This is a genomic window from Natrononativus sp. DTA114, assembly GCF_059736515.1.
Genome location: NZ_JCASSN010000003.1, coordinates 770,335 through 793,070 on the forward strand (window position 1 = coordinate 770,335; position 22,736 = coordinate 793,070).

22 protein-coding genes and 1 tRNA gene are annotated in these 22,736 nt (G+C 65.3%); 12 read left to right on the forward strand and 11 right to left on the reverse strand.

The window, feature by feature from the left end:
* Positions 1-64: 64 nt before the first annotated feature.
* From AC6I6S_RS14110 to AC6I6S_RS14120, 3 genes are read right to left on the reverse strand one after another with little or no spacing between them, the layout of a single operon-like run.
* Complete coding sequence (locus AC6I6S_RS14110) at positions 65-1,144, reverse strand: sugar ABC transporter permease (RefSeq protein WP_497950980.1); 1,080 nt, start codon at positions 1,142-1,144, stop codon at positions 65-67.
* On the reverse strand, positions 1,144-2,142 hold the full coding sequence (locus AC6I6S_RS14115) for a carbohydrate ABC transporter permease (protein ID WP_497950981.1): 999 nt from the start codon (positions 2,140-2,142) through the stop codon (positions 1,144-1,146). Before AC6I6S_RS14115 ends, AC6I6S_RS14110 begins: the two co-directional genes overlap by 1 nt.
* Before the next feature lie 11 nt (positions 2,143-2,153).
* Positions 2,154-3,476: an extracellular solute-binding protein gene (locus AC6I6S_RS14120; protein WP_497950982.1), complete on the reverse strand. Its 1,323-nt coding sequence runs from the start codon at positions 3,474-3,476 to the stop codon at positions 2,154-2,156.
* 214 nt (positions 3,477-3,690) lie between these two features.
* Between AC6I6S_RS14120 and AC6I6S_RS14125 the strand changes: the two genes are divergently transcribed.
* The gene (locus tag AC6I6S_RS14125) at positions 3,691-4,821 is read left to right on the forward strand and encodes an ABC transporter ATP-binding protein (protein ID WP_497950984.1); all 1,131 of its coding nucleotides are present in this window, start codon (positions 3,691-3,693) and stop codon (positions 4,819-4,821) included.
* 2 nt (positions 4,822-4,823) lie between these two features.
* On the opposite strand, the gene AC6I6S_RS14130 is transcribed toward AC6I6S_RS14125, so the two are convergent.
* Complete coding sequence (locus tag AC6I6S_RS14130) at positions 4,824-5,462, reverse strand: helix-turn-helix domain-containing protein (protein ID WP_497950986.1); 639 nt, start codon at positions 5,460-5,462, stop codon at positions 4,824-4,826.
* 82 nt (positions 5,463-5,544) lie between these two features.
* Here AC6I6S_RS14130 and paaA point away from each other — a divergent pair, with 82 nt between their 5' ends.
* The 6 genes from paaA to AC6I6S_RS14160 are packed head-to-tail and all read left to right on the forward strand — an operon-like array spanning position 5,545 to position 8,867.
* Positions 5,545-6,489, forward strand: a complete 945-nt coding sequence (paaA, locus tag AC6I6S_RS14135; protein ID WP_497950988.1) for a 1,2-phenylacetyl-CoA epoxidase subunit PaaA — start codon at positions 5,545-5,547, stop codon at positions 6,487-6,489.
* Between the two features lie 2 nt (positions 6,490-6,491).
* Positions 6,492-6,830, forward strand: a complete 339-nt coding sequence (gene paaB / locus AC6I6S_RS14140) for a 1,2-phenylacetyl-CoA epoxidase subunit PaaB (protein WP_497950989.1) — start codon at positions 6,492-6,494, stop codon at positions 6,828-6,830.
* Entirely contained in the window at positions 6,830-7,693 is an 864-nt protein-coding gene (paaC, locus tag AC6I6S_RS14145; protein WP_497950990.1) for a 1,2-phenylacetyl-CoA epoxidase subunit PaaC, read from the forward strand. The genes paaB and paaC overlap by 1 nt, the downstream gene beginning before the upstream one ends.
* Entirely contained in the window at positions 7,683-8,135 is a 453-nt protein-coding gene (gene paaD, locus AC6I6S_RS14150; RefSeq protein ID WP_497950991.1) for a 1,2-phenylacetyl-CoA epoxidase subunit PaaD, read from the forward strand. The genes paaC and paaD overlap by 11 nt, the downstream gene beginning before the upstream one ends.
* 28 nt (positions 8,136-8,163) lie before the next feature.
* The gene (gene paaE, locus AC6I6S_RS14155) at positions 8,164-8,334 is read left to right on the forward strand and encodes a 1,2-phenylacetyl-CoA epoxidase subunit PaaE (RefSeq protein WP_497950993.1); all 171 of its coding nucleotides are present in this window, start codon (positions 8,164-8,166) and stop codon (positions 8,332-8,334) included.
* 41 nt (positions 8,335-8,375) lie between these two features.
* A complete protein-coding gene (locus AC6I6S_RS14160; protein ID WP_497950994.1) occupies positions 8,376-8,867 on the forward strand; it encodes a hypothetical protein in 492 nt (163 codons plus the stop codon).
* A 9-nt stretch (positions 8,868-8,876) separates the two neighbouring features.
* On the opposite strand, the gene AC6I6S_RS14165 is transcribed toward AC6I6S_RS14160, so the two are convergent.
* Both AC6I6S_RS14165 and guaB read right to left on the reverse strand, forming a co-directional pair.
* Positions 8,877-9,263 (reverse strand): PaaI family thioesterase, encoded by a 387-nt coding sequence (locus AC6I6S_RS14165; protein WP_497950995.1) that lies wholly within the window; start codon positions 9,261-9,263, stop codon positions 8,877-8,879.
* 69 nt (positions 9,264-9,332) lie between these two features.
* On the reverse strand, positions 9,333-10,835 hold the full coding sequence (guaB, locus tag AC6I6S_RS14170; RefSeq protein ID WP_497950997.1) for an IMP dehydrogenase: 1,503 nt from the start codon (positions 10,833-10,835) through the stop codon (positions 9,333-9,335).
* Between the two features lie 472 nt (positions 10,836-11,307).
* Here guaB and AC6I6S_RS14175 point away from each other — a divergent pair, with 472 nt between their 5' ends.
* From AC6I6S_RS14175 to AC6I6S_RS14185, 3 genes are all read left to right on the forward strand, one after another.
* On the forward strand, positions 11,308-12,204 hold the full coding sequence (locus tag AC6I6S_RS14175) for a DUF5794 domain-containing protein (protein WP_497950998.1): 897 nt from the start codon (positions 11,308-11,310) through the stop codon (positions 12,202-12,204).
* A gap of 45 nt (positions 12,205-12,249) precedes the next feature.
* Positions 12,250-12,424: transfer RNA gene (locus AC6I6S_RS14180), tRNA-Trp, on the forward strand.
* A 485-nt stretch (positions 12,425-12,909) separates the two neighbouring features.
* Complete coding sequence (locus AC6I6S_RS14185) at positions 12,910-13,308, forward strand: hypothetical protein (protein ID WP_497951000.1); 399 nt, start codon at positions 12,910-12,912, stop codon at positions 13,306-13,308.
* Positions 13,309-13,405: 97 nt separating this feature from the next.
* Here AC6I6S_RS14185 and AC6I6S_RS14190 read toward each other — a convergent pair whose 3' ends face one another.
* The 3 genes from AC6I6S_RS14190 to AC6I6S_RS14200 all read right to left on the reverse strand — a co-directional run bounded on the left by AC6I6S_RS14190 (position 13,406) and on the right by AC6I6S_RS14200 (position 17,290).
* Entirely contained in the window at positions 13,406-13,609 is a 204-nt protein-coding gene (locus tag AC6I6S_RS14190; RefSeq protein WP_497951002.1) for a hypothetical protein, read from the reverse strand.
* A 116-nt stretch (positions 13,610-13,725) separates the two neighbouring features.
* Positions 13,726-14,022, reverse strand: a complete 297-nt coding sequence (gene ddfA, locus AC6I6S_RS14195; protein ID WP_497951004.1) for a DdfA family disk-determining factor — start codon at positions 14,020-14,022, stop codon at positions 13,726-13,728.
* A gap of 106 nt (positions 14,023-14,128) precedes the next feature.
* On the reverse strand, positions 14,129-17,290 hold the full coding sequence (locus AC6I6S_RS14200; RefSeq protein ID WP_497951005.1) for a PAS domain S-box protein: 3,162 nt from the start codon (positions 17,288-17,290) through the stop codon (positions 14,129-14,131).
* A gap of 108 nt (positions 17,291-17,398) precedes the next feature.
* Here AC6I6S_RS14200 and AC6I6S_RS14205 point away from each other — a divergent pair, with 108 nt between their 5' ends.
* Positions 17,399-18,223: an aldo/keto reductase gene (locus tag AC6I6S_RS14205; RefSeq protein ID WP_497951006.1), complete on the forward strand. Its 825-nt coding sequence runs from the start codon at positions 17,399-17,401 to the stop codon at positions 18,221-18,223.
* A 7-nt stretch (positions 18,224-18,230) separates the two neighbouring features.
* On the opposite strand, the gene AC6I6S_RS14210 is transcribed toward AC6I6S_RS14205, so the two are convergent.
* Both AC6I6S_RS14210 and AC6I6S_RS14215 read right to left on the reverse strand, forming a co-directional pair.
* The gene (locus AC6I6S_RS14210; RefSeq protein ID WP_497951008.1) at positions 18,231-19,892 is read right to left on the reverse strand and encodes a gamma-glutamyltransferase family protein; all 1,662 of its coding nucleotides are present in this window, start codon (positions 19,890-19,892) and stop codon (positions 18,231-18,233) included.
* Between the two features lie 57 nt (positions 19,893-19,949).
* A complete protein-coding gene (locus AC6I6S_RS14215; RefSeq protein WP_497951009.1) occupies positions 19,950-21,209 on the reverse strand; it encodes a DUF8130 domain-containing protein in 1,260 nt (419 codons plus the stop codon).
* 147 nt (positions 21,210-21,356) lie between these two features.
* Here AC6I6S_RS14215 and dinB point away from each other — a divergent pair, with 147 nt between their 5' ends.
* Positions 21,357-22,628 (forward strand): DNA polymerase IV, encoded by a 1,272-nt coding sequence (gene dinB / locus AC6I6S_RS14220; protein WP_497951010.1) that lies wholly within the window; start codon positions 21,357-21,359, stop codon positions 22,626-22,628.
* The last annotated feature ends 108 nt before the right edge of the window (positions 22,629-22,736 follow it).

Consider the following 22,736-nt stretch of genomic DNA (forward strand, 5'->3'; position numbering starts at 1 on the left):
CGGCGTAGCCGTTGGCCTTGCAATCGCTACGTGGCTGTGGACTCGAGAGGAAGGCGAGGATGAGTTATCCTTTCGCGCCGCCGAAGGACATCCCCTCTTCGATGTACCGCTGGACGAACATGTAGACGAAGACGATGGGGGAGGCGTAAACGAGCGCGAACGCCGAGAAGTACCCCCACGGGACGGAGTAGGTGTCGATCAGCATGAACAGCCCGATCGGCAGGGTGTAGTTCTCGGGTCTCAGCACGAGCTGGGCGATAACGAACTCCATCCAGCCGACGAGGAAGATGAAGATGAAGATGGTCGCCAGCCCCGGCTTCGCGAGCGGCAGGACGACTTCCCAGGCGACACGGAACGGGGAGGCCCCGTCCATGATCGCCGCCTCCTCGTAGGAGACGGGAATCGAATCCATGTAGGTCTTGAGCAGCCAGGTGTTGAACGGGACGGCCATCGCCGCGTAGTACACTGACAGCACCAGCCGGTTGTTCGTCACGCCGAAGTTCGAGAAGATCGCGTACAGCGCGATGACGGTGGCGATACCGAGGCCGGCGCCGACCTGCGTGAACAGCACGTAGCCGTACAGCAGCTTCATCCGGCCGACGAACTGCCGCCGAGAGAGCGCGTACGACGCCGGGACGACGAGCGCCATCGCGATGATCACGGTGGTTACGCCGATCACCAGGCTGTTCCAGAAGTACCGCGGGAAGTCCGAGGTCGTCTCGACGTAGTTGCTGGCGTCGAGAAAGACGATCCGCGGCCAGGAGACGTAGAACTCGATGTCGGTAAACGGGATCGAAATCCCCACGATCGCACCGGGGATCGCGATGTCACCGATAACCCAGACGAAGGCGGCGGGGTCGATCTCCGTCGGGATCAGTCCGGCGCTGTCCGTCGAGTACAGCGTGGCTCCCTCGCCCTGCAGGGCGATGATGAGGATCCAGTAGACCGGTAGCAGGAGGACGAACACGAATACGATCGCCGCCAGCGTCGAGAACACCGTCTTCGCGACGTCCATCGGATCGACGGTCCCCTCTCTGATCCCCTCGAGCGTGTACGCGACGTCCGCCCGAAGCTCAGCCGGTTTCTCGAGGGCCGCTTTGACATCGTTTCGGGCTTTCCGGGCGATGTTTCTGAGTATCTGCATTACTCGTTCACCCCCTCAGCGAGACGCCCCTTCCAGACCGCAAACAGCATGAACAGCCCGATGAAGACGATGGCGGTGATCATGATCGCTGCCCCCGCGCCGTAGTCGTTGTGACTGAACGCTTCGTAGTAGCCATAGAGGACGATGAGTTCGTTCGAGCGGCCGGGACCGCCCTCGTTGAACACGAACGGGATGAGAAACTGGGTGAACGAGGCCGCGGCAGTCAGAATTGCGGCGAACATCACGGGGCGTTTGATCGCGGGCACCGTCACGTTCCAGAATCGGTGAAAGTAGCCCGCGCCGTCGACTTTCGCCGCGTCCATCAGTTCGTCCGGCACCGCCTGCAACGCGCTCACGGTGATGATGACCATGAACGGGTAAGCGAGCCACATCTCGGTCAACAGGTAGGTGCCGAACGCGAGCCACCGGCTCGAGCGAAGCCAGATCACGGGTTCGAAGCCCAGTGCGAGCATCGCCTGGTTGGCGAGGCCGAACCGAGCGGAACTGAAGACGCCGCTCCAGATCGTGATGGTGAAAATCGGCGGCAGCGCCCACGGGATGATCGCGATCGAGCGGAGGTATCGTCTTCCGCGCACCCGATCGCTCGTCAGTATCATCGCCACGAAGACGCCGAAGGCGACCTTCAGCGCGACGCTGCAGGCGACGAACAGCCAGGTCGTTCCCAGCGAGTTCCAGAAGGTGACGTCAGTGAGGACGGCGACGTAGTTCTCGAGGCCGACGAACGCCTCCTCCCCCCGGAGACCGAAAAAACCGGTGATGCCGCCGGGACCGTCCTGGAACACGGTTGCCGGCTCCGCGTCGGTAAACGAGAGGTAAATCGTGTACAGCAGGGGGAAAAACATGAACAGCGAGAACAGAAACAGACCCGGCAACACGAGAAGGGCTGCGCTGTTCTCGCTGATACGCTCCCGAACGTGCTCCGGAACGATCGCTCGGTACTGCTCGCGCGAACGGTCACCGACTGACGAAAGACTCATAGATCAGCTCCCTAGTCCCAGGCGTCGCGGATACGGCTTTCGGCGGTTTCCATCGCCTCCTCGACCGACTGGCCCCCCTCGAGCGCTGCCCACCACTCCTCCTCGAGCGGCTCCCAGACGTCGCCGAAGTCGGGGTCGGTCGCCATCGGCTGGCCCTGATCGACGGCGGCCGAGAATCCCTGGAGGTCCTCCGTGAGCTCGCCTTCTTCCTCGCCGTCGTCGGCGAAGGCGGCGTGCACCGGGATGAAGCCGTGCTCTTCGGCGTTCTGTGAGATGATCGCGGTGTTCGTCGTATACCACTCTGCGAAGGCGACGGCGGCGTCGGCGCGCTCGTCGTCCTCGTCCATCTCGGAGGTGAAGTAAAAGAGTTGCACCCCCGTGAACGGGCTCGGCTCGTTGCCGTCGGCCTCCGGCCACGGCGCGACGCCCCACTCGAAGTTGTCCTCGTCCAGGTCGCCGAGCAGCCACGGGCCGCTGATGATGAACGGGGAGTTCCCTTCGAGGAACACCGACTGCTGGACCTCGCCGTCGGGGTCCTGTGCCATGTACTCCCAGACGTTGTCCTGGATGTACTCGAGGCCGGCGATCGTCCCGTCCTCGGTCAGGCCGAGTTCGCCCGACTCGTCATCGTAGTAGTAGCCGCCGAACCCGTACGGCATCCCGCTGATGTGGTAGGCGTCCATCGGCCACGAAAAGCCGTACGTGCTCTCTTCCGGATTGTGGTGCTCTTCGGCGATCTCGAGTACTTCCTCGAACGTTTCGGGCGCCTCGTCGACGTACTCTTTGTTGTAGATCAACCCGACCGTTTCGGCGGCGAACGGCAGACCGAGCGTTTCGCCGTCGAATCGAGCGGAGTCGGCGTTGTCGCCGAAGTACTCGTCGGGGTCGATCGAGAGCCTGTCGCTCTGGTCGCTCAGGAACCCGTTCTGGTGGTAGTCGCCGATCCAGTCGTGAGCCCACATGAACATCTCAGCGCCGTCGCCGGCCGGAATCGATGCCGTCGTCTGATCCTGGATGTCACCCTGCTCGTTGCCGGCGATCGTGGCCTCGTACTGGTCGTTGAAGTCCTCGATATGACCCTCGAGTGCGGCCTGCTCACCCTCCGACAGCTCGTACCAGAGTTCGGCCTCCCCGGTGACGTCGTCGTCCGGTTCGACCGTCGGCCAGTCCTCGTCTTCCTCGTAGTCGGAACCGGTGTCGTCGCCCCCGTTTCCGTTCCCGTCGTCGCTGTCGTCACCCTCCCCCGGGTCTTCCGTGCTTACACAGCCTGCGAGTGCTCCCGTCGCCGTCGCACCCGCCATGACCTTCACCAGCGTTCGCCGATCCATAGGCATGAATAGGTGATGAATTATGACTTCAGATATTTAGTTCTTCGGATGTGGGTGTCTGTCACCCGCCCCGCAGTAGCGGTGGGCGAGGGCTTTCGGCTCACTCGAGCAGCACGTCCCTCCCGCTAGCGTTCCGGCCATGGAAATTATACGAAATAATGCATCACACGTTCGCAGATCAGGAAAAGAGTTATATGGATAATCACCCCACACAGAACAAATGGCACGTCTGCAAGTCGAGAACCTCCGAAAGGAGTTCGACAGGGGGACCATCGTGGCCGTCGACGATCTCACGCTCGACATTCCGGACGGGGATTTCGTCACAGTCGTCGGCCCGTCGGGCTGTGGCAAGACGACAACGCTGCGGATGATCGCGGGCCTCGAGTCGCCGACGTCAGGCTCGATCTATCTCGGCGACGAGGACGTCACCGCCCAGAGCGCACGGGACCGGGACATCGCGATGGTGTTCCAGAACTACGCGCTGTACCCACACAAGACGGTGTACCAGAACATGGCCTTCGGCCTCCGGATGAGCACCGATCTCTCGAAGGCCGAACGGACGGAGAAGGTTCAGTGGGCCGCCGAGATGATGGACATCGAGGACCTTCTCGAAAAGAAACCCGACGAACTCTCCGGGGGCCAGCAACAGCGGGTCGCGCTGGGACGGGCGATCGTCCGCGAGCCCAAACTGTTCCTGTTCGACGAGCCGCTGAGCAACCTCGACGCGAAGCTTCGGACGACGATGCGCGCGGAGATCCAGCGACTGCAGGACGAACTCGGGATCACCTCCGTCTACGTCACCCACGATCAGGAGGAGGCGATGACGATGGGCGATACGATCGTGATCTTAGAGGACGGCGAACTCCAGCAGACGGGTGCGCCGAAGGACGTCTACGACCGACCGACCAACCGGTTCGTCGGCGGCTTCATCGGCTCGCCCAGCATGAATTTCGTCGACGTCACGGCCCGCGCCTCCGGGAACGATCTGGTGCTCACCGGCGAGGACGACCGGTTCCGGTATCCGCTGAGCCCGGAGTACAGCAGCGATCTCACAGTCGAGGATGGACACGAGATCACCCTCGGCATCCGGCCCGAGGACGTCTACCCCGCTGGACCGTCCGAGGACGGCATCGGAGCGACCGTCGAGGTCGTCGAACCGATCGGGAGCGACAACTACCTCTATCTGGACGTCGACGACGACTTCATCGCCCGCGTCGCCGCCGATGTCGAACCCTCGATGGACGAGCGAATCGAGATCAGCTTCGAGGAGTCGAAGCTCCGCCTGTTCGATCGCCAGACCGGAGAGTCACTGCTCCACGACGTCGAAACGCCGCCGACGCCGGAACCCTGATCTCAGTCGAAAATCTGGCGAAAGACGGCCGCCTGTCCCCGGCGCAGCCGCTCGAGAAACGCCGACTTGCTGACACCGAGTTCGTCCGCCACTTCCGTAGCGGTCGCTTCTTTCGGCACCGAAAAGTAACCCAGCTCGTAGGCGGTGCGGGTCGCGGCTTCCTGTGCGGGAGTGATGTCCCAGCGCTGAGCGACCGCCTCCTCGTCTTCGCCACCGAGCGGGTACACTCGCTCGAGGGTGACGCCCACGGTTTCCCCCGCGGCCTCGAGCACCCCCTCGAGGACGTCGTAACCGACGACGGCACCCGTATAGCGCTCCTCGCCCTGCCGATACTGGATCGCGTCGACGAGAAATCCGGCGTCGACGAGTTCGTGGACGACACAGGGGTGACGTGAGAGACAGCGGTAGTTCGTCCGCCCGTCCGTGCGCGATGCATGGAGATACCGAATGCGGTCGTCCGCGTCGAGCGCGGCCGTCAGATCGGTCCCGGCGGGCGCGCTGAACCGCAGGAGGGCGTTACCGTCGCTACGGCGCTGTGGCGGCTGTGCGTCGACCGTCGAGGCCGTCTGGCGCGTCGCGGCCGCCAGGGGGCAGTCGTCGCCGGTGACGGCGAACTCGACGACGAGACACTCCTCGATCATGGGATGAGTACCGACCAATAGCATATAAATGCAGTCCATGGACGGGCCAACAGGTACACAGGTCGAACCCCAATAAACGATCATGGACCTCGAGACAGTCAAACAGCGGGCGGAGCCGCGGGCGTTCAGTCCGAAGGACGACATGCCCGAGGAGTACCGCAAGGCGGCGACGCGAATGATCCAGTTCCACGCGAACAGCGAGATCATGGGCGCGTACTTAGAGCGCCCCTTTATCCGCCAGGCGCCGTCGCTCGACCGCAAGCTCGCGTTCTCGGCGAAGGTGCAAGACGAGATCGGCCACGGACAGCTGCTCTACCGCGCGGCGGAGTCGCTCGGAATCAAGACGCGTGACGAGATGTTAGACGAGCTTGCAAACGGTGAGGGCAAGTTCCTCAACTGCTTCCACTATCCCATGAAAAAGTGGACGGAGACGCCGATGATCGGCTTCTTCGTCGACGGCGCGGCGATGCGCCGGCAGGCGACACTGAAGCGCTCGAGCTGGGAGCCCTACGCCCACGCGATGGACAAGGTCTGCTTCGAGGAGGGATTCCACGTCAAACACGGCGAGGACATCCTCCGGGAGCTGGCGACGGGCTCGAGGAAAGAACAGGAGATGGTCCAGGAGGCCTTCGACGAGTGGTGGCCCCGCATCATCCAGTTCTTCGGTCCCACCGACGACAAGTCGACCCACCACGACTTCGCCGCCGAAGTCGGCCTGAAGCTCAACACCAACGACGAGCTTCGCAACGCCTTCCTCACCGCCTACATCCCGAAGGCGAAGAAGTACGGCCTCAAGATCCCCGACGAGCCACGGATCGAGAAGTTAGACGACGGCACCTACAAGGTTCGCGAGGACGACCTCGACTGGGACGAGTTCTTCACCGTCGCGAAAAACAGCTACGAGGGGAGCCACGAACAGATCGGCAAGCGCCACGACACCCAGGAAGCGGTCGAGTGGGTGCGCGACGTCATGGCCGAGAACGAACGAACTGCGATGGGCGCGAACGCCCCGCAGGCGGCCGACTGATCATGATCTGGGAAGTCTTCAGGCAAGAGAAACCGGGCGGCTACCACACCCACTGCGGCAACGTCCACGCGCCGGACGCCGAGATGGCGAAACTGTTCGCGGAGATCCAGCACGGCCGGCGCAAGCCGACCAACAGCCTCTGGGTCGTCCCCCAGCCGGAGGTGTCGGAAGTCGACGCCGAGGACACCAACTTCGGCGGCACCACTGACAAGTCCTACCGCTGGGCGATGACGTACAACCGCGTCGACGAGAGCTTCGCGAAGGAGGTCGCCGACTCCCAGCGCGAACAGGAGTCAGCCGACCGCGAACGCGACGACGCCCCTGCGCGAGGTGACGACTGATGGCGGCCGTCGACTCGCTTGCCGGTCCCGCCGACCTCTCAGACGAGGAGCGAGAGGCCGTCGAGACGCTGCTCTACCGGCTGGCCGACGACGAGTTCGTCGTCGCCGACCGCTACACGGAGTGGCAGGTTCGTTCGCCCACCCTCGAGTCGGACCTCGCGCTCGCGAACATCGCCCAGGACGAACTGGGCCACGCCCGGCTCTGGTACGACCTGCTCGAGGACTTCGGTTACGAGGAGTCGGAACTGCTCTGGGAGCGCGACCCCGCCGACTTCCGCCACGCCTCGCTGGTCGAACTCCCCTTCGAGGGCGGCGACTGGGCCGATCCGATCGTCCGCTCGTACCTCTACGACGAGGCCGAACACCTCCGCCTCGAGGCCATCGCGGACTCGAGTTATCCCCGCCTCGCCGACCGCGTCGGCAAGGTCCAGGGCGAGGAGGACTACCACCGCGAGCACGCCAAAAGCTGGCTCGAGCGGCTGACCCAGACCGACGACGGCCGCGAGCACGTGCAGGACGCCGTCGACCGGCTGTTCCCCCACGCGCTAACGCTGTTCGAACCCGTCGACGCTGACGTCGAGACCACCATCGACGAACTCGGTATCCGCACCCGGTCGCTCGACGAGATGGGCGAGGAGTGGCTCGAGACGGTCGTCCCGTTCCTCGAGTCGCTGGGCCTCGAGACGCCGGTGTCGGAGAGCCACGAGGTAACGGAGGACGACCTCCCCGAGGTGCGCGGGCGCGACGGCAGCCACACCGACGACTGGTTCGACCTCTACGACGACTTCACGCACACCTATCGCGAACTCGGGCGCAACCGCGCGGACCGTATCATGGAGGACCCCGACGACTATGAGCAGTAACCACGCCGACCGTCACGACGTCGAAATCGACTTCGACGCCGAGAAAACGCCCTGTGCGTACACCCAGTACGTCGAGGGCGAGGACCTCGAGGCGCTGCCCGCCACCGGCGAGGGGGCGACGGGTCTCGAGGCCGAGATCTGGGACGCCCTGTACGCGGTCGAGGACCCCGAGATGCCGATCTCGGTCGTCGACCTCGGGCTGATCTACGGCGTTGAACTCGCTCGAGAGGGCGACGAGACCCAGGCCACGGTGATCATGACCCTGACCTACACCGGCTGTCCGGCCCGGAAGATGCTCACCGACGACATCCGCGAGGCCGCCGCCTCACCCGAGGGCGTCGATGCCGCCGCGGTCGATCTCGTCTGGAGTCCCGAGTGGTCCCTCGAGATGGTCACCGAACAGGGGAAAGACGACCTGCGGGAGTTCGGACTCAGCGTCTAAGACGCCAACGTACCACGATTCAACACGCATGCGACGAAACATCGATCCCAGCGTCGACACCTCCGGCGAGGACAGCGGCGCCGAATGCCCGTACTGTGGCTCGACCGAAACCGAGCGCGAACACCCGAAGGGGCCGTCGCTCTGCCGGTCGATGCACTTCTGTAACGGGTGTCAACAGCCCTTCGAGAAGTTCGAGTGAAAACGATAACGCCTACGGTCGTCCGGCCCCGACCGTCGACCGTGAACCGTCGTACACTGCTCGGCTCCGTCGCCACGCTGGGAGTCGCTGGACTCGCGGGCTGTCTGGGGGACGACGATTCTGACAGTCTCTTCCAGAACCCGTTCAGCGGCCGGAGCCTCAGTACACCGGTCCAGGTCGAGATTTCGAGCGAGGCCGACACCCACTACAACGTCCAACTCGAGGCGTACGACCCCGATGCCGACCGCGAGACCTACGACGGGGCGTTCGCCGTTACTCCGGGCCAGCAGGTCGGTGCTCCGCCGCTCGAGGGCATCGACCAGCAGCTTCGGGTCACCAGATTCGGCGGTGACGAGGGCGAGGACCTCGTCGAACGGGTGTCGATCACCCCCGATACGCAGTTCGTGAGCGTCCGCATCCTCGACGACGACCTCGAGGTCGAGGTGTACGAGGGCGAGCGCGCCGCTCCCGAGGACGACCTCCCGGACGCCGAGCAGGCCGACGAGGCAAACGAGTCACAGGCAACCGACTGAGCTGTTCGGTTATCCCGTTTTGTAGACGCCGCGAGCGTCGGCGATCAGCGTGTCGTCGTCGCTCGCGTAGACCTCGACGTCGACGACGCCCACGTCGCCGCCGACGCGTACGACGTCGGCTTCGGCGTAGAGGTCGCCGGTGCCCGCCGAGAGGTAGTCGATGCGCATATCGATCGTCGGCACCGGCTGATCGACGACCGAGACGAGCGCCGCTCCGCCGACCGTATCCGCGAGCGTGAACGTGACGCCGCCGTGGGCCATCACCCGGTCGGCGTTCCAGGAGAGTTCCTCGCGCATCTCGAGGCGGCCCTCGGCGTGGCCGTCGGCCGCGTCGGTGATCTCGACGCCCAGCAGGTCGGCGAACGGCATCTCCTCGAAGAATGACTCGATGTCCATGCGGTCGTCTGCACCGCACACGACCTTAATCGGTGCGGAACCCGTTTCGTCCGGCTTCGAGACCGAAGCTCACTCGTCCGCGGGCGAGTAGTTCGGGGCCTCGTCGGTGATGACGACGTCGTGGGCGTGTCCCTCGGCCTGGCCGGCAGAGGAAACCCGGACGAACTCGCTGCGCTCCTTGAACTCGGGAACCGTCTCCGCGCCGACGTATCCCATCCCCGACTGCATACCGCCGGCGAGCTGGTGGAGTTCGGACTCGAGCGTCCCCTTGTACGGCGTTGCGGCTTCGACACCCTCGGGAACGTACTCCTCGTCGTCCTCGGGGTCGTCCTTCAGATAGCGGTCGGCGTCGCCCGATTTCATCGCGCCGACGGAGCCCATACCCCGGTACTGCTTGTAGCGCTTGCCGTTCATCGTGACGACGCGACCGGGCGCCTCGTCGGTGCCGGCGAAGTACGAGCCGAGCATCACCGCGTCCGCACCCGCGGCGACCGCCTTGATCGCGTCGCCGGAGTAGCGGATGCCGCCGTCTGCGATCACGGGAACGTCGTGTTCGCGGGCGACGTCCGCGACCTGGGCGACGGCCGTGATCTGGGGCATTCCCGCGCCCGAGACGACGCGAGTCGTACAGATCGAACCGGGGCCGATCCCGACCTTGATCCCGTCAGCGAAGTCGACCAGATCCTCGGCAGCCTCCTGGGTGCCGACGTTGCCGACGACGACGTCCGCCTCGACGCTCTCTTTGATCTCTCGAGCGCCGTCGATGACGTTCAGGTTGTGCGCGTGGGCGCAGTCGATGAAGAGCACGTCCGCGCCGGCCTCGTCGGCGGCGACCGCGCGGTCGGTCTCGAAGGGGCCGACGGCGACGCCACAGCGGAGTTGGTCGCGCTCGTCGCGCGCGGCGTGTTTGTACTCGCGGCGCTGGAGGATCCCCTGCATCGTCACGAGTCCGACGAGCAGGTTCTCGTCGTCGACCACGGGAACGCGCTCGATCTTGTGCTCGTACATTAGCTCGAACGCCTCGCGAGCGTCGACGTCCTCGGGAGCCGTGATGACCTCGTCGGTCATCGCCTCGGTAACCGGATCGTTCTCGCCGACCTCGAGGTGCGGGCGGATGTCCGTACTCGAGATGATTCCCAGCACCTCGCCGCCCGTGTTGACGACGGGCGCGCCGCCGACACCCTCGCGGATCATCATCTCGTCGACTTCCGTGACGGTCATTTCGGGATCGGCCGTGACGACGTCGTCAAAGGGGATGATGAGTTCGTCGGCGCGTTTCACCCGCGAGACTTCCTCGACCATCTGGTCGATGTTCAGATTCCGGTGGATAACGCCCATCCCGCCGTGGCGGGCCATCGCGATCGCCATCTCGCTCTCAGTGACGGTGTCCATCGCCGCCGAGAGGATCGGGATCGAAACCTCGACGGATCGGGAGACCCTCGAGGTGAGGTCCGCCTGATCGGGTTCGACTCGGCTCTCCTTCGGTCGAAGGAGCACGTCGTCGAACGTCAGTGCCTCCGGTACCTGTAGCTTCGTAGAATAGTGCCCGTGCCCGGGAGCGTCGTTCGCCATGTAAACTGTCCGGAATCGTCGGCAAAAAACGTTGCGAGTGAGCGTTCTCGAGCGTGGCATTCACTCTCAGTCGGCGGCGAACCGGTCGTCGATCGTCCGACACTCTCCCCTCCCCGCCCATGGGAAACCAAGACATGATGGTACATGCCTGGATTCGGCACGGTTCTCTAACCGAACGAGTGGATCTACCGATAATCCATCGGAACGTGCGCCCGTTTCCCACACAACGTTTATTGCCAGCGCCGTGTTCAATCGAAGTATGTACGCTGTGAGTACTGCCGAGACCCGTACCGCTGGCCGGACGAGTTCCGACTCCGTCGCCGCGTTTTTCCTCGGGAAACTCGGATTTACAGTACCACTCACAGCACGAGGGATTCGACGGCCGATGGACTGGCTCGCTACCCGCCAGACCGTCCGTGACCGTGCTTCTCATCACCCCTCGGCCTCGGGTCATGGCCATCGATCGTAATCGATGAGCACGTCACAACACCCGGTTGCCCTCCGCCTCGAGCGGCTGGTCGGCGGCGACGCGAGGCTGCTGGCCCTCGTGATGGGGCTGCCGCTCATCGACGGCATCTTCGTTGCGTTGATCCTCGCCGGCGGACTCGCCGACCCGATGAGTGCAATTCAGGTCGGCATCCTGATCTTCGGCGGGAGCGCGACCCTCGCGGTCATCCTCGCGGAGATGCAGGGGACGCCCCGCCAGCAGGCCGGCGTCGTGTTGCTCGTCGGGATACCGCTGATCGCGCTCGCGGCCCTGCAGGCGGCGCTCGCACCCGCGATCGGGAGCGTTATCGACACCGTCATCTTCGAGCGCTTCGCCGCACTCGTAATCCTCGCGATCGCCGCGAAAACAGCGAGCGCCACCGTCGGCGAGTACCTCCCGAGTTCGGGCGTGATCATCGGGCTGGGCTTGATCGCCAGCCTGGACCCCTCGGGCGCCGAGTTCGTCCTGATGGACGACCCCGCGCTGGTCGCCAACGCGACCCTCGCCGCGGTGGTCGGCGTCGGGTTCGCCCTGGGGGTCGCCCTCGGCGGGCCGTACCTGCGCGAGTACATGGACCTGGATCGGTTCCGGTTCGGGAGCGCCGTCGCCCTCGGTATCCTCCCGCTGTCGATCATGGGGATGGCGTTCGGCCAGGCCCCCCTCGCCGTGCTCGTCGTCGCCGCGTTGTTCGCGTTCGACCCGGGCACTGACGGAACGGTCGCGGCCGAGAGCACCACCGCGGACGGAACGCTCACCGACGGCGGTCAGGAATCCGTCGATGGCCCGCTCGAGTCGCCGGTGGACGTCGACTCCGATAGCTCGAGCGAGGCGTACCCCGGCGACGATACGACGACGACCGAGGGGCGGGCGCCGTGGCTGTGAGCGAATCGAAACCACTTTAGGGCGGATCGACCAACGAACTGTCGAGGGGTCGTGGCCAAGCCAGGCATGGCGACTGACTCCAGAGGCACCGCGCCCGGGACGACACTCCAGACTGATATACTGATCGGACACCTGATCAGTGTCCGTGTGATGACCCTCTGGAGTTCCGAGGCGCACCGGAGATATCAGTCGATCGGGGGTTCAAATCCCTCCGACCCCATTTCCTCACCGCGAACATTTTCGTGAGCGGTGAGTAATGAACGAGGAGGGATTTGAATCAGGGAGCAGCTTCGCTGCGACCGTGGTTCAAATCCCCTCAATTTCTCACTTCTGTCCTCGAAACAGCCGTAGCTCTGTTTGGACCTCGCAGAACTCCACTCTGCTTAGCCGCGAGCACATTCGCGAGCGGCAGGTATGTGATTCGGTGGATTTGTACGATGCCCGAGAACTTGCTCACCGCGTTCGCAGAACCTCGACCTCGTTCAACTCCTACCGACTCATTCTGACCTTAATCATTCCGTAATGCTGTATCGGGAACTCTCTCTGCAGGCAATGCTCGAGGTGGGGTCTGCGAACCGCAACTTCGAGACGACGTCGCCGAGAAACGTGACGGAAAAGCGGCGTTTCGGTACGGATGGACGGTGTTTCCACGAAGACATACCTTAACAGCCGGGTAGCAAAGCACCTCGAGCGAGACGAGTGACCGTGAACCGGGTCAACCAGTATCTGGTCGGAGCGGGCCTGGCGCTGTTAGCGATCGGTGTGCTGGTGGCTCTCGCTGGGTCGCTGCTCGGCGTCGGCTCCGATCCTGGTCCGTCCGGTCCCGGCGTGCAGACCGATCAGTCGGACGACGACGGAGCCACCACCGGTGACGGAACGGGGTCTGCGGAGACGGACAGCGACGACGCGGAACCGTCGGAAACAGACGATAGCGAGGCTACTGACGGAGACTCGGGGTCCGGAGATGATCCTGGGTCAGGTGACGATCCCGGTTCAGACGACGATACTGGCCCACCAGACGACGATACAGGGCCCCCCGACGACGCCGGACCGCCCGACGACGCCGGACCGCCCGACGACGCCGGACCGCCCGACGACGCCTGAGCGCGATGGTTCGGGCGGTGACTGGCAGTTCTGCCCCTCTTTGTACGCGAACGCCGATCACGTTCTCCAGGCGGCGGATCATCTCCAGGCGACGGACTCAGACCGACTCCGTTCGCCGAATCTCGAGCAGAAAGCCGACGAACGTCCCCAGAAAGACCAGGAGGAGGACGAGAAACACCGCGGCCTCAGCCCGCGTGACGCGGGTCGCATCGACGAGTCCGATGGTCCAGCCGATGAGGAACCCCGCGAACACGACGGTGCTTCCGCCACGGAGCAGCAGGCGACGTGTCGACTGGCTCATACGAACGGCTTGTCCCCTCCCGGGGATAAGCAACTGGCCTGAACTGGCCGACAGCCGGTGTCCACGAGCGGGCGTCCGACTGCCGCGGCGTCGCTCGTGGAGCCGATCGACGGGCGTTATGCGTCTCGAACGGTGATCTCGCCGGAAGCGGTGACGGTAATGAGACAGTCGGTGTACTCGAACGTGACGGAGCCGTCGGATCGGAGTCCCTCCGCTCGCGGTTCGAACAGTCGCTCGAGCGCGTCGGCGTTGATCGTATAGTGGAGCGGTTCGAGGTCGGTGATGTTGGTGCCGGTGAACGCAGCAACGGCGTCCACGATCGCGACGCTGAGCGGTTCGTCGTCGAGTCGATCGTACTGGACGGCGTATCGGTCGCTGGTCACCTGTGATGGGTGTGGTGCGGTGTCGGTCATTGGTGGACGGAACCCCCCTCTATCGGGAAGACGAGGATAGCTTCTCGAGGGTGGATAAAGAGCCTGATCGTTAACTGTGTAAGGGGTACTACCGAGGGGGGGTTAATCAGTTAACCCGCTTCGTGGTATCGAACAGCGCCTGGAAGAGTTTTCGCTCGACGGTCCGGACGTGATTGTGGAACGCGGGCGGGGAGATGTCGAGTGACGCGGCGATCTCCTCGCCCGTCGTCGGTCGCGGCCACTCGAAGAACCCACCGTGGTACGCCGTCTGGACGACCTCGCGCTGTCGGTCCGTGAGTTCGTCCAGCAGCGACGGCTCGAACGGCCGTCCGATCGCGTCGTCACCGGTGCCGTCCCGTGAGTACTCGCGTTTGGCGAGCAGCGATACCGATAGCCCCCGACGGGTAATTCCTGAGAGCAGTTCGCGGATCTCGACGGCACGTGGAACGTCGATTACGGCTCGCGCCTTGGCGTCCGTGACGACGAACTCCCGGAGGATCCCACCGTGGCTGTCGACGACCGCTCCGAGGAACGGTCGTTCCTCCTGCAGTTGTACGATCGTTCGATCCTCGCCTACGGCGATCACCGTTGCCTGCACGTTACCGTCGATGCCGGTGATATCGTCGTCTTCGAGCGTGCCGTCGACGCTCGCGAAGACGACCGTCGCCTCGTCGGTTCGGGGAATTACTCCTTCGAGCGTCACCGTCGCTTCGAGATGAGTCGCGAGCGCGGCGAGTCCGGAGTCGTCGTCGACCGCGAGTTCGATTTCCGTTCGTTCGTCGCTGCGGAGCGTGTTCTTTCGTTGCACCGCCTGAATCGTGTAGGCGATCGTTTCGCCCAGTTCTGCGAGCATCGATCGGAACTCCTCGTCGAACCCGTGACGGCGATTCAAGTAGACGGTGAGAACGCCGTAGAGGAATCCGCCGTGGACGAGCGGCACCGCGTACACCGACTGGAAGTCACGCGAGAGCGCCTCACCGCGCCAGCTTCCCTTTCGAAGCGAACTGGCGACGTTCCGCTCGCTCGTCGGCTGGCCCGTTCGAGCACTCCGTCCGGCGGGTTCGGCCTCCGGGTCGTCGACGATCGTCGCCGTCACGGTCTCGAGATAGCCGTGGCCGGCACCCGCGGTCGCCCGCGGGAGCACCTGATTGCCACCGGGGTCGGGTTCGCCTACCCAGGCGAAGGCACACTCCTCGAGTTCGGACAGCTGATCGCAGATACCCTGTTCGATCTCACTGCGGGAGTCCGCGCGCAACAGGAGCGCCTCGATCTCCTCCCTGAAGCGACTCGCCCGGTTGAGTGACTCGAGGCGTTCGTTCTGTCGTCTGAGTTCGCGCTCGCGGTCGGAGAGCCGCTGGCTCCGCCCGATCCGGTCGAGGGCGGCCTCGGCCGTCGTTGCGAACAGCTGTGCGAGTTCGAACGTCGTCTCGTCGTATCGTCCGACCTCCGTCGAGATGGCGGCGAGAACTCCATGTTCTCCGAACGGGACGTATAGCCCTCCCCTGATATCGGTGTCCCGATTGTACACGTGCTCCGCCTCTCTGACGTCCGCGAACAGCGCAGGCTCCTCGTCGACGAAGACCTGCCACGTGATGCTCTCGTTCGGTTGGAACCGGGGCGGCGGACCCACGGTCTCGGGGAGGTCCGCTGAGTACGCCGCCGGCACGAGTTCGTTTTCCTGCTCGTCGAACCGATACACCACGGCGCCGGTGAGATCGAGCACGTCGGCGCAGACGTCGACGATGTACTCACAGGCGGCCTGTTTCGAGTCGACCGACAGCAGGTGGCGAGTCGCTTCGTGAAGGGCGTTCAGCGTCTGTTCGTACTGGACTCTGTCGGTGACGTCGACCGAGACGCCGATCACCCGCTCGAGGGCCCCTTCCCGGGTGATCGGCCGGAACCAGGTTTCGAAAACGCGGCCACCGACGTGGCGCGTCGAGTGAACCGGGTCACCGTCGAGCGCCTGTCTGGCATCGGCAGCGATGGCCGACTGGTCGTCGAACACGTCGAACACCGACTGGCCGACCACCTCTCCACCGTCCTGGCCGATGGCCTCGAGGCCGCGCCCCTCCGAGAGCGTAAACGTTCCGTCGCGATCCAGCGCGAACAGTATCATCGGGACGTTCTCGACCAGCGTCTGGAGGCGCTCGGTGCGTTCGGCGAACCGCTGTTCGCGCTCGACGCGTTCGGAGACGTCCCTGAAGTACACCGACATCCCCGACTCCGACGGAAAGATTCGTGCCCCGATCCACGTATCGTACGGTTCGTAGTAGGCCTCCATCGTCCGGGGCTCCTGACTCTTCATCGCGGCGATCGACTCCGCCTCGAACGGGGTGTCGGCAGCCTCGGGGAACACCTCGAGGAACGTGCGTCCGAGCAGGGCCGACTCGTCGTGGCCGAGGATCTCCTCCGCACGGTCGTTGACGTACGAAAAGCGCCACTCGCTGTCGAGAGAGACGAACGCGTCGGTGACGCGCTCGAACGCCTCGTTCAGTTCCCGCTCGACCCGGTGGTAGTCGGTCACGTCCCGGATCGAGGCCACGATCCCGTCGACGGTCGGGTCCGAGCGCCGATCGGTAACGACCGCCTCGTGAACGCGCCAGGAGTCGTCCGCGTGTCGAAACCGGTACTCGCAGGTTGCCGTTGCACCGCCCCCTTCCGCTCGGACGCGCTCGAGGACCGTTCGAACTGACCCGCGATCGTCCGGATGAACACCGCTCGTGGCCGCTTCGCCGACCAGGTCGGCAGGATCGTAGCCGACGACCCCTTCGGCGGCCGGACTCACGTACCGCCGCCGGTCGCGCTCGTCGAGGACGACGAGTACGGTCGAGGAGTGCCCGAGGAGCGACCGGTACCACGCATCGCTGTCTGCGGCCGACCGACGCTCCTCAGCACAGCGGACCGCTCGATCGAGACGGTTTCGAAGGAGAGAGGTTCGGCCACAGTCCGAACGAGTGACCACCTCCGCGGCTCCCGATTCGAGGGCGTCCTCGAGGGCCGTCTCGGAGAGCTGTTCGACCGCGAAGACGACCGGGTAGTCGTCACTCAGGTCGGTGACCACCTCGAGGTCGTCGGTGAGCACGCAGTCGATCGCGTCACCCCGCCTCCCGTTCGCCTCCGAGGAGTCGTCCGCCGACGCCGGTCTGACGGCGAGTCGTCGCTCGACGATCGTCCCGTCGCTCTCGAGTCCCGTCGTCGACGCGTGCACCCACGCAGATCCCGCCGTCAACACCCGTAACGGCGCCGTTCCGGAGGAATCCCCAGTCATAGGAGTGTTCGGGCCGCGAACGGCAAAAAACCGCCGCCCGGTCGGACGGCTGTGTCGGATGAATAATCGGGCGGGCGGTACTTGGCGGTGACCGACGAAACAACACCCATGACCGTCCCGTCCGTTTCGATCGGTGACACGGCGGTTCCAGCCGTCGGTCTTGGCACGTGGCGCCTCACCGGTGGACCCTGCCGACGAGCCGTCGAGACCGCACTCGAGGTGGGGTATCGACACGTCGATACGGCCGAACAGTACGGCAACGAACGCGATATCGGAATCGCCCTGAGCGCGTCGGACGTTCCGCGGGAAGAGGTGTTCCTGACGACGAAGGTGTACGGCCGGAACGCCCGGTACGACGACGTTATCCGGTCCGCGACCGACAGCCTCGACAGACTGGGCGTCGAGTACGTCGATCTCCTCCTGCTTCACTGGCCGAACCCGCTGGTCGACATCGAGGAGACGATGGCCGCGTTGAACCGCCTGCGAGATGCGGGGGTGACTCGCCACATCGGCGTGAGCAACTTCTCCGTCCCGCGGCTCGAGGCCGCTCGAGCGGCCGCCGAGGGACCGATCCTCACGAACCAGGTGCAGTTTCACCCCTTCGAACCACAGCGCGAACTGCTCCGGTACTGCCAGACCGAAGACGTCCTCCTCACCGGCTACAGCCCGCTGGCCCACGGCGGCATCGTTCGTGACCAGACGGCCACCGAGATCGGCGACCGGTACGGGAAGACGCCCGCACAGGTCGCCCTCAGGTGGGCGATCCAGCACAAGAACGTCGTTACGATCCCCAAGGCGACGGGCCGGGACCACCTCGTCGAAAACATCGACATCTTCGACTTCGAGCTGACTCGAGGCGAGATCGACGAACTCACCCGTAAATCGGCGCTGAAAAGCGGCGTGGCCTGGGTGCGAGGGCAGCTGGGCCGCTGACTCGCGATCAGTAGCCGACGACGTCGCCGTCCTTTCGCGGTTCGGTCGCGCCCGACAGCGTCTCCCCCCGCCGGCGAACGAGCTGTGCGCCGCCGAACAGCGGCGCCGGCAGGATCCGCACGTCGTGGCCCGTTCGGACGAGGCCCGTCTGGTTCGGCAAGCGCTCCTCGACCGCCAGGGTTCCCTCCTCGCGGTAGCGCCAGCGGGGCGCGTCGAGGGCTTCCTGTTCGCCCATTCCGTAGTCGACCAGGTTCGAGATCACTTGCAGGTGACCCTGGGGTTGCATGTAGCCGCCCATCACGCCAAAGGCGGCCCAGTCGTCCTCGTCGAACTTCGCGATGGCGGGGACGAGCGTGTGGAACGGGCGCTTGCCCGCCTCGAGGCTGTTCGGATGCTCGGGGTCGAGCGAGAACGACGCCCCGCGGTTCTGTAGCGCGATTCCCGTGTCGCCCGCCACGAGGCCGCTGCCGAAGCCGGCGAACCGGGAGTTGATGTACGACACCAGATTCCCCTCTTCGTCGCCCACCGTCAGGAGCACGGTGTCGGCGTCCTCGGCTGCCTTCGTCGGCACGCCCACTTCGGGGTTCTGGATCGGCGAGTCGCCGATCGCTTCGGCGCGTTCTTTCGCATAGTCTTTCGAGGCCAGCGGCGGCACCTCCTCGTACTCGGGGTCGGTGATGTAGTGGTGGCCGTCGACGAACGCGAGTTTCATCGCTTCGGCGAACGCGTGGACCCGCTCGGGCGAGTCGTAGTCGTGCTCGCCCGCGCCGATCTCCTCGGCGATGTTGAGCGCCTCGAGGGCGATCAGTCCCTGGTTGTTCGGCGGTAGTTCGAAGATCTCCGCGCCGTTGTACGTCGTGCTCACCGGGTCGAGGAACTCCGGCTCGAACGCCGACAGATCGTCGACCGTCATGAAGCCGCCCTTCGACTGGATCTCGTCTGCGATCTGTTCGGCGATCTCCCCCTCGTAGACGACGTCCGCGCCCTCCTCGGCGATCTTCCGCATCGACTCGCCCAGCCGCGGCAGCGTCGCGATCTCGCCGGGGTCGGGACTCTCGCCGTCGAACAGGTACGCCTCGCGGGCGTTCTCGTCCGTGAAGAGCTGCTTTGCACCCTGCCAGTAGTACGAAATCACTTCCGAGACGGGGTAGCCCTCGGTCGCGTAGTGGATCGCCGGCTCGAGCACCTCCCCCAGCTCTTTGCGCCCGAGTTCCTCGACGGTGGCCTCCCAGCCGCGGGCGGTGCCGGGCACCGTGACGGCGTGCGGTCCCAAGAAGGGCATCTCGAGTTCCGCGTCGTCCTCGCCGTCGTCGACGGCGTACCCGCGGGATTCGGGGTACCACGCCGAGAGATCGTCCTGCTCGCGGATGGACGCTTTCACCTTCTCGATCGTCGCATCCGCGGGCGCGCCGCCACAGGAGCGCATCGCGCCGACCTCGCCGTCCGCCGTTCTGTAGAGCGCGAACACGTCGCCGCCGAGCCCCGTCGAGGTGGGCTCGACGACGTTCAGCGCCGCGGCGGTCGCCACGGCGGCGTCGAAGGCGTTCCCTCCGTCCTGCAGGATCGATAGCCCCGCCTGGGCGGCGAGTGGCTGGCTGGTCGCGACCATCCCGCGACTCGCGTGGACGGTCGAGCGTCTCGAGGTGAACCGATCGATGTCGTACTCCATACGCGCCGTTTCGAAGACGACCGTCTAAAACGCGGCCCTCCCGGCAGGAAAGGTGTGTTAGTCGTCTGCAGTGTCCGTCGACACCGCCCCTTCCGTCGAATTGAAATGGACTCGAGTCTCCGTGCCGACGGTGAGGCTCGCGCGGGCTACCTCGAGGGTGCCGTCGTTGGGTCGGTCGACCGCCAGCGTCGAGACGCGGGAGGTGTAGTCGGCGGTCCGTTCGACCGGCTGCGTGTAGTAGCCGTGGCAGTGGAGTCCGTCCTCCGCCCCTTCGATGCGGTTCCACCGGTGGCCCACAGAGCCGGAACCGAACCCGGATTCGACGACAACGAGCACCTGTTCGTCGAAGTCGATGCTCTCGAGCGGCTCCCGGTCAGCCGCGTCCATTGCGTCGAGATCGATTCGCTCGTCGCGCTCGGCCTCGTTCTCGAGCAGGTGGATCGCGTACCGATCGCCGTCGTCGTCCCTCACAGACAACGCGAGCGTCTCGAGTCGAACCCGCTCGAGCACCTCGAACTCGAGCGACGGCTCCGTAGGCATGTGTTCGCCCAGATAGTGGTCGTTCCAGTCGTCCTCGTCTTCGGAGTCGCCCGGGATCTCCGGCTCTTCGATCTCGTACGGCGGCTCGTCGATCCGGGGCTCTTCTGGAACGACGGCCTCGTCTTCATCCCCGTTCTCGCCGCCCGGTTCGACGTCACCTTCCCCGGCGGTAAGCACGAGGTCGACAGCGAGCCCCTCGCTCTCGCCTTCGCCTTCGGGTTCAATCCTACAAGTGATCGACGCCTCGTAGGTTCCCGCCGCGAGATTGCGCGTCTCCTCGTGGATCTCGTAGGTTTCGGTTACCGACCCGCCGCCCTCGAGTTCCTCGACCAGCCCGATGTCCTGGACGCCCCGGACGTGCTTGCCGTCGGTGCCGACGTGGCCGCTCTCCTCGTAGGCGTCGGTCCAGAGCGTAATCGGCTCGCCGCCGTCGGCCGGCTCCGCCCAGAGAACGCCGAACGGCCACGGCGCGCCCGAGGAGGCCGAAACCGCTGCGTCGGTGGTGTTCGTAAGCGTCGCCTCGAGCACCGCCGGCGAGTCGGGTTCGACGTGCGGGTCGACGAGCTCGACTTCGAGGGTTGCGAACTCGCCGATATCTTCGAGAGAGTCGTCCTCGAGCGAAATGGCGTACACGAGGTCGTCGGACTCGTCGGAACTGTCGTTCTCGTCGTCATCGGACGGATCGGAGCCGCTGCTCGGGTTGGCGTCGCTCACGCATCCGGCCACCGTCGCGGTCATGCCGACCCCGGCCGCCGCGACGAACGTTCGTCGGTTCATACTCGTGAGAGTTCGTCTGCGGATAAGTGCCTTCAGCAAGCTCAAAGAACGATTTCACCGACGCCGATCCGAGGGCGCGGCGGACCCGAGACCGGGACACAACGTTCACGTCCCCTACGCGCGTACGTTCCACCCAAACACGAACCCATGCAGGACGAACCGCGACTTCCGGGTGTCGACGAACGCGAGGGCGAGGATCGGATCGTCCTCCACGTCGACGCTGACTGCTTCTACGCCTCCTGCGAGCGGCTGCGGGAGCCCGGCCTGGAGGGCGAACCGGTCGTCGTCGGCATGGGCTACGAACCCGGTGAAACCGTCGGCGCGGTCGCCACCGCGAGCTACGAGGCCCGGGCGTTCGGCGTCGAGAGCGCACAGGCGATTTCGACGGCGCTCGAGCGCCTGCCCAGACGTGTCGACGCGGAAGACGACCCCGAGATCGACCTCGAGGAGAGCGGCCATTACCGCCCCGTCGACATGGAGTACTACCAGTCCGTCGCCGGGGAGGTCCGGGAGATCCTGCACGACTGCGCCGACGTCGTCCGGGAGGTGAGCATCGACGAGGCCTACCTCGACGTCACGGATCGAACCGGCTGGGAGGTCGCCGACGGCTTCGCCCGCCACGTGAAAAATCGCATCGGGCGGGAGGTGGGCGTCACCGTCAGCATCGGCGTCGCGCCGACGATGAGCGCCGCCAAAATCGCGAGCGACTTCGAGAAGCCCGACGGGCTCACAGTGGTCGAACCCGGCTCAGTCCGGGCGTTTCTGGCCCCGCTTTCGGTCGACCTCCTCCACGGCGTCGGCCCCGTGACGGCTCGCGAACTGCGGTCGATGGGCCTCGAGACCGCCGCCGACGTCGCCAGCGCCGACGCGAGAGCCCTCGAGGATCGCTTCGGCGAGCGGGGCCGAGAGCTGTACGACCGCGCCCGCGGCGACGACGACCGGCGGGTCGAGCCGAAGGGGCTGCCCAAGAGCTTCTCGCGGGAGTCGGCGTTCGCCGAGGCCGTCGAGACGCCGGAGCCGAAGTACGACCGGGTCGAAACCCTCGCGGCGGCCGTCGCCGAGCGGGCCACCCGCGAGGGTGCGCTGTACCGAACCGTCGGCGTGAAGGCGGTGACGCCGCCGTTCGACGTGAACACCCGCGAGCGGTCGCTGCCGGGACCCGTCGACGACCCCGACCTCGTCGACGAAATCGCCCGCGACCTGTTCGCCGAGTTCGAAGACGTCCCGGTTCGCAAACTCGGCGTTCGGGTGGCGAACCTCGAGTTCGCCGAGAGCGATCAGGCGAGTCTCGAAGGGTGGGGGTCGGCAGGAGACCTCGAGGAGGCCGGCGCCGACTCGGCTCCGTCGACCCGCGAGCGGACCGGGTCCGAGCGAGACGAGGGATCCGCCGGACAGTCGGCACTCGGTGATTTCTCGTAGCCCGCCCGTGGAACCTCGTAACCCGCCCGTGGAACCGGTGTAACTCGAGGCGCCGTCGACCGAACGCCCGCATGACTTTTTACGATGGGTGGTACTCACTCACGTGAG

Bases quoted from the DNA above. Each gene is read 5' to 3' on its own strand.
- AC6I6S_RS14120 (WP_497950982.1), bottom strand. From the start codon at position 3,476: ATGCCTATGGATCGGCGAACGCTGGTGAAGGTCATGGCGGGTGCGACG.
- AC6I6S_RS14175 (WP_497950998.1), top strand. From the start codon at position 11,308: ATGAGCACGTCACAACACCCGGTTGCCCTCCGCCTCGAGCGGCTGGTC.
- paaE (WP_497950993.1), top strand. From the start codon at position 8,164: ATGCGACGAAACATCGATCCCAGCGTCGACACCTCCGGCGAGGACAGC.
- ddfA (WP_497951004.1), bottom strand. From the start codon at position 14,022: ATGACCGACACCGCACCACACCCATCACAGGTGACCAGCGACCGATAC.
- AC6I6S_RS14110 (WP_497950980.1), bottom strand. From the start codon at position 1,144: ATGCAGATACTCAGAAACATCGCCCGGAAAGCCCGAAACGATGTCAAA.
- AC6I6S_RS14115 (WP_497950981.1), bottom strand. From the start codon at position 2,142: ATGAGTCTTTCGTCAGTCGGTGACCGTTCGCGCGAGCAGTACCGAGCG.
- paaD (WP_497950991.1), top strand. From the start codon at position 7,683: ATGAGCAGTAACCACGCCGACCGTCACGACGTCGAAATCGACTTCGAC.
- AC6I6S_RS14125 (WP_497950984.1), top strand. From the start codon at position 3,691: ATGGCACGTCTGCAAGTCGAGAACCTCCGAAAGGAGTTCGACAGGGGG.
- paaA (WP_497950988.1), top strand. From the start codon at position 5,545: ATGGACCTCGAGACAGTCAAACAGCGGGCGGAGCCGCGGGCGTTCAGT.
- dinB (WP_497951010.1), top strand. From the start codon at position 21,357: ATGCAGGACGAACCGCGACTTCCGGGTGTCGACGAACGCGAGGGCGAG.
- AC6I6S_RS14215 (WP_497951009.1), bottom strand. From the start codon at position 21,209: ATGAACCGACGAACGTTCGTCGCGGCGGCCGGGGTCGGCATGACCGCG.
- paaB (WP_497950989.1), top strand. From the start codon at position 6,492: ATGATCTGGGAAGTCTTCAGGCAAGAGAAACCGGGCGGCTACCACACC.
- AC6I6S_RS14190 (WP_497951002.1), bottom strand. From the start codon at position 13,609: ATGAGCCAGTCGACACGTCGCCTGCTGCTCCGTGGCGGAAGCACCGTC.
- AC6I6S_RS14165 (WP_497950995.1), bottom strand. From the start codon at position 9,263: ATGGACATCGAGTCATTCTTCGAGGAGATGCCGTTCGCCGACCTGCTG.
- guaB (WP_497950997.1), bottom strand. From the start codon at position 10,835: ATGGCGAACGACGCTCCCGGGCACGGGCACTATTCTACGAAGCTACAG.
- AC6I6S_RS14205 (WP_497951006.1), top strand. From the start codon at position 17,399: ATGACCGTCCCGTCCGTTTCGATCGGTGACACGGCGGTTCCAGCCGTC.
- AC6I6S_RS14200 (WP_497951005.1), bottom strand. From the start codon at position 17,290: ATGACTGGGGATTCCTCCGGAACGGCGCCGTTACGGGTGTTGACGGCG.
- AC6I6S_RS14130 (WP_497950986.1), bottom strand. From the start codon at position 5,462: ATGATCGAGGAGTGTCTCGTCGTCGAGTTCGCCGTCACCGGCGACGAC.
- AC6I6S_RS14210 (WP_497951008.1), bottom strand. From the start codon at position 19,892: ATGGAGTACGACATCGATCGGTTCACCTCGAGACGCTCGACCGTCCAC.
- paaC (WP_497950990.1), top strand. From the start codon at position 6,830: ATGGCGGCCGTCGACTCGCTTGCCGGTCCCGCCGACCTCTCAGACGAG.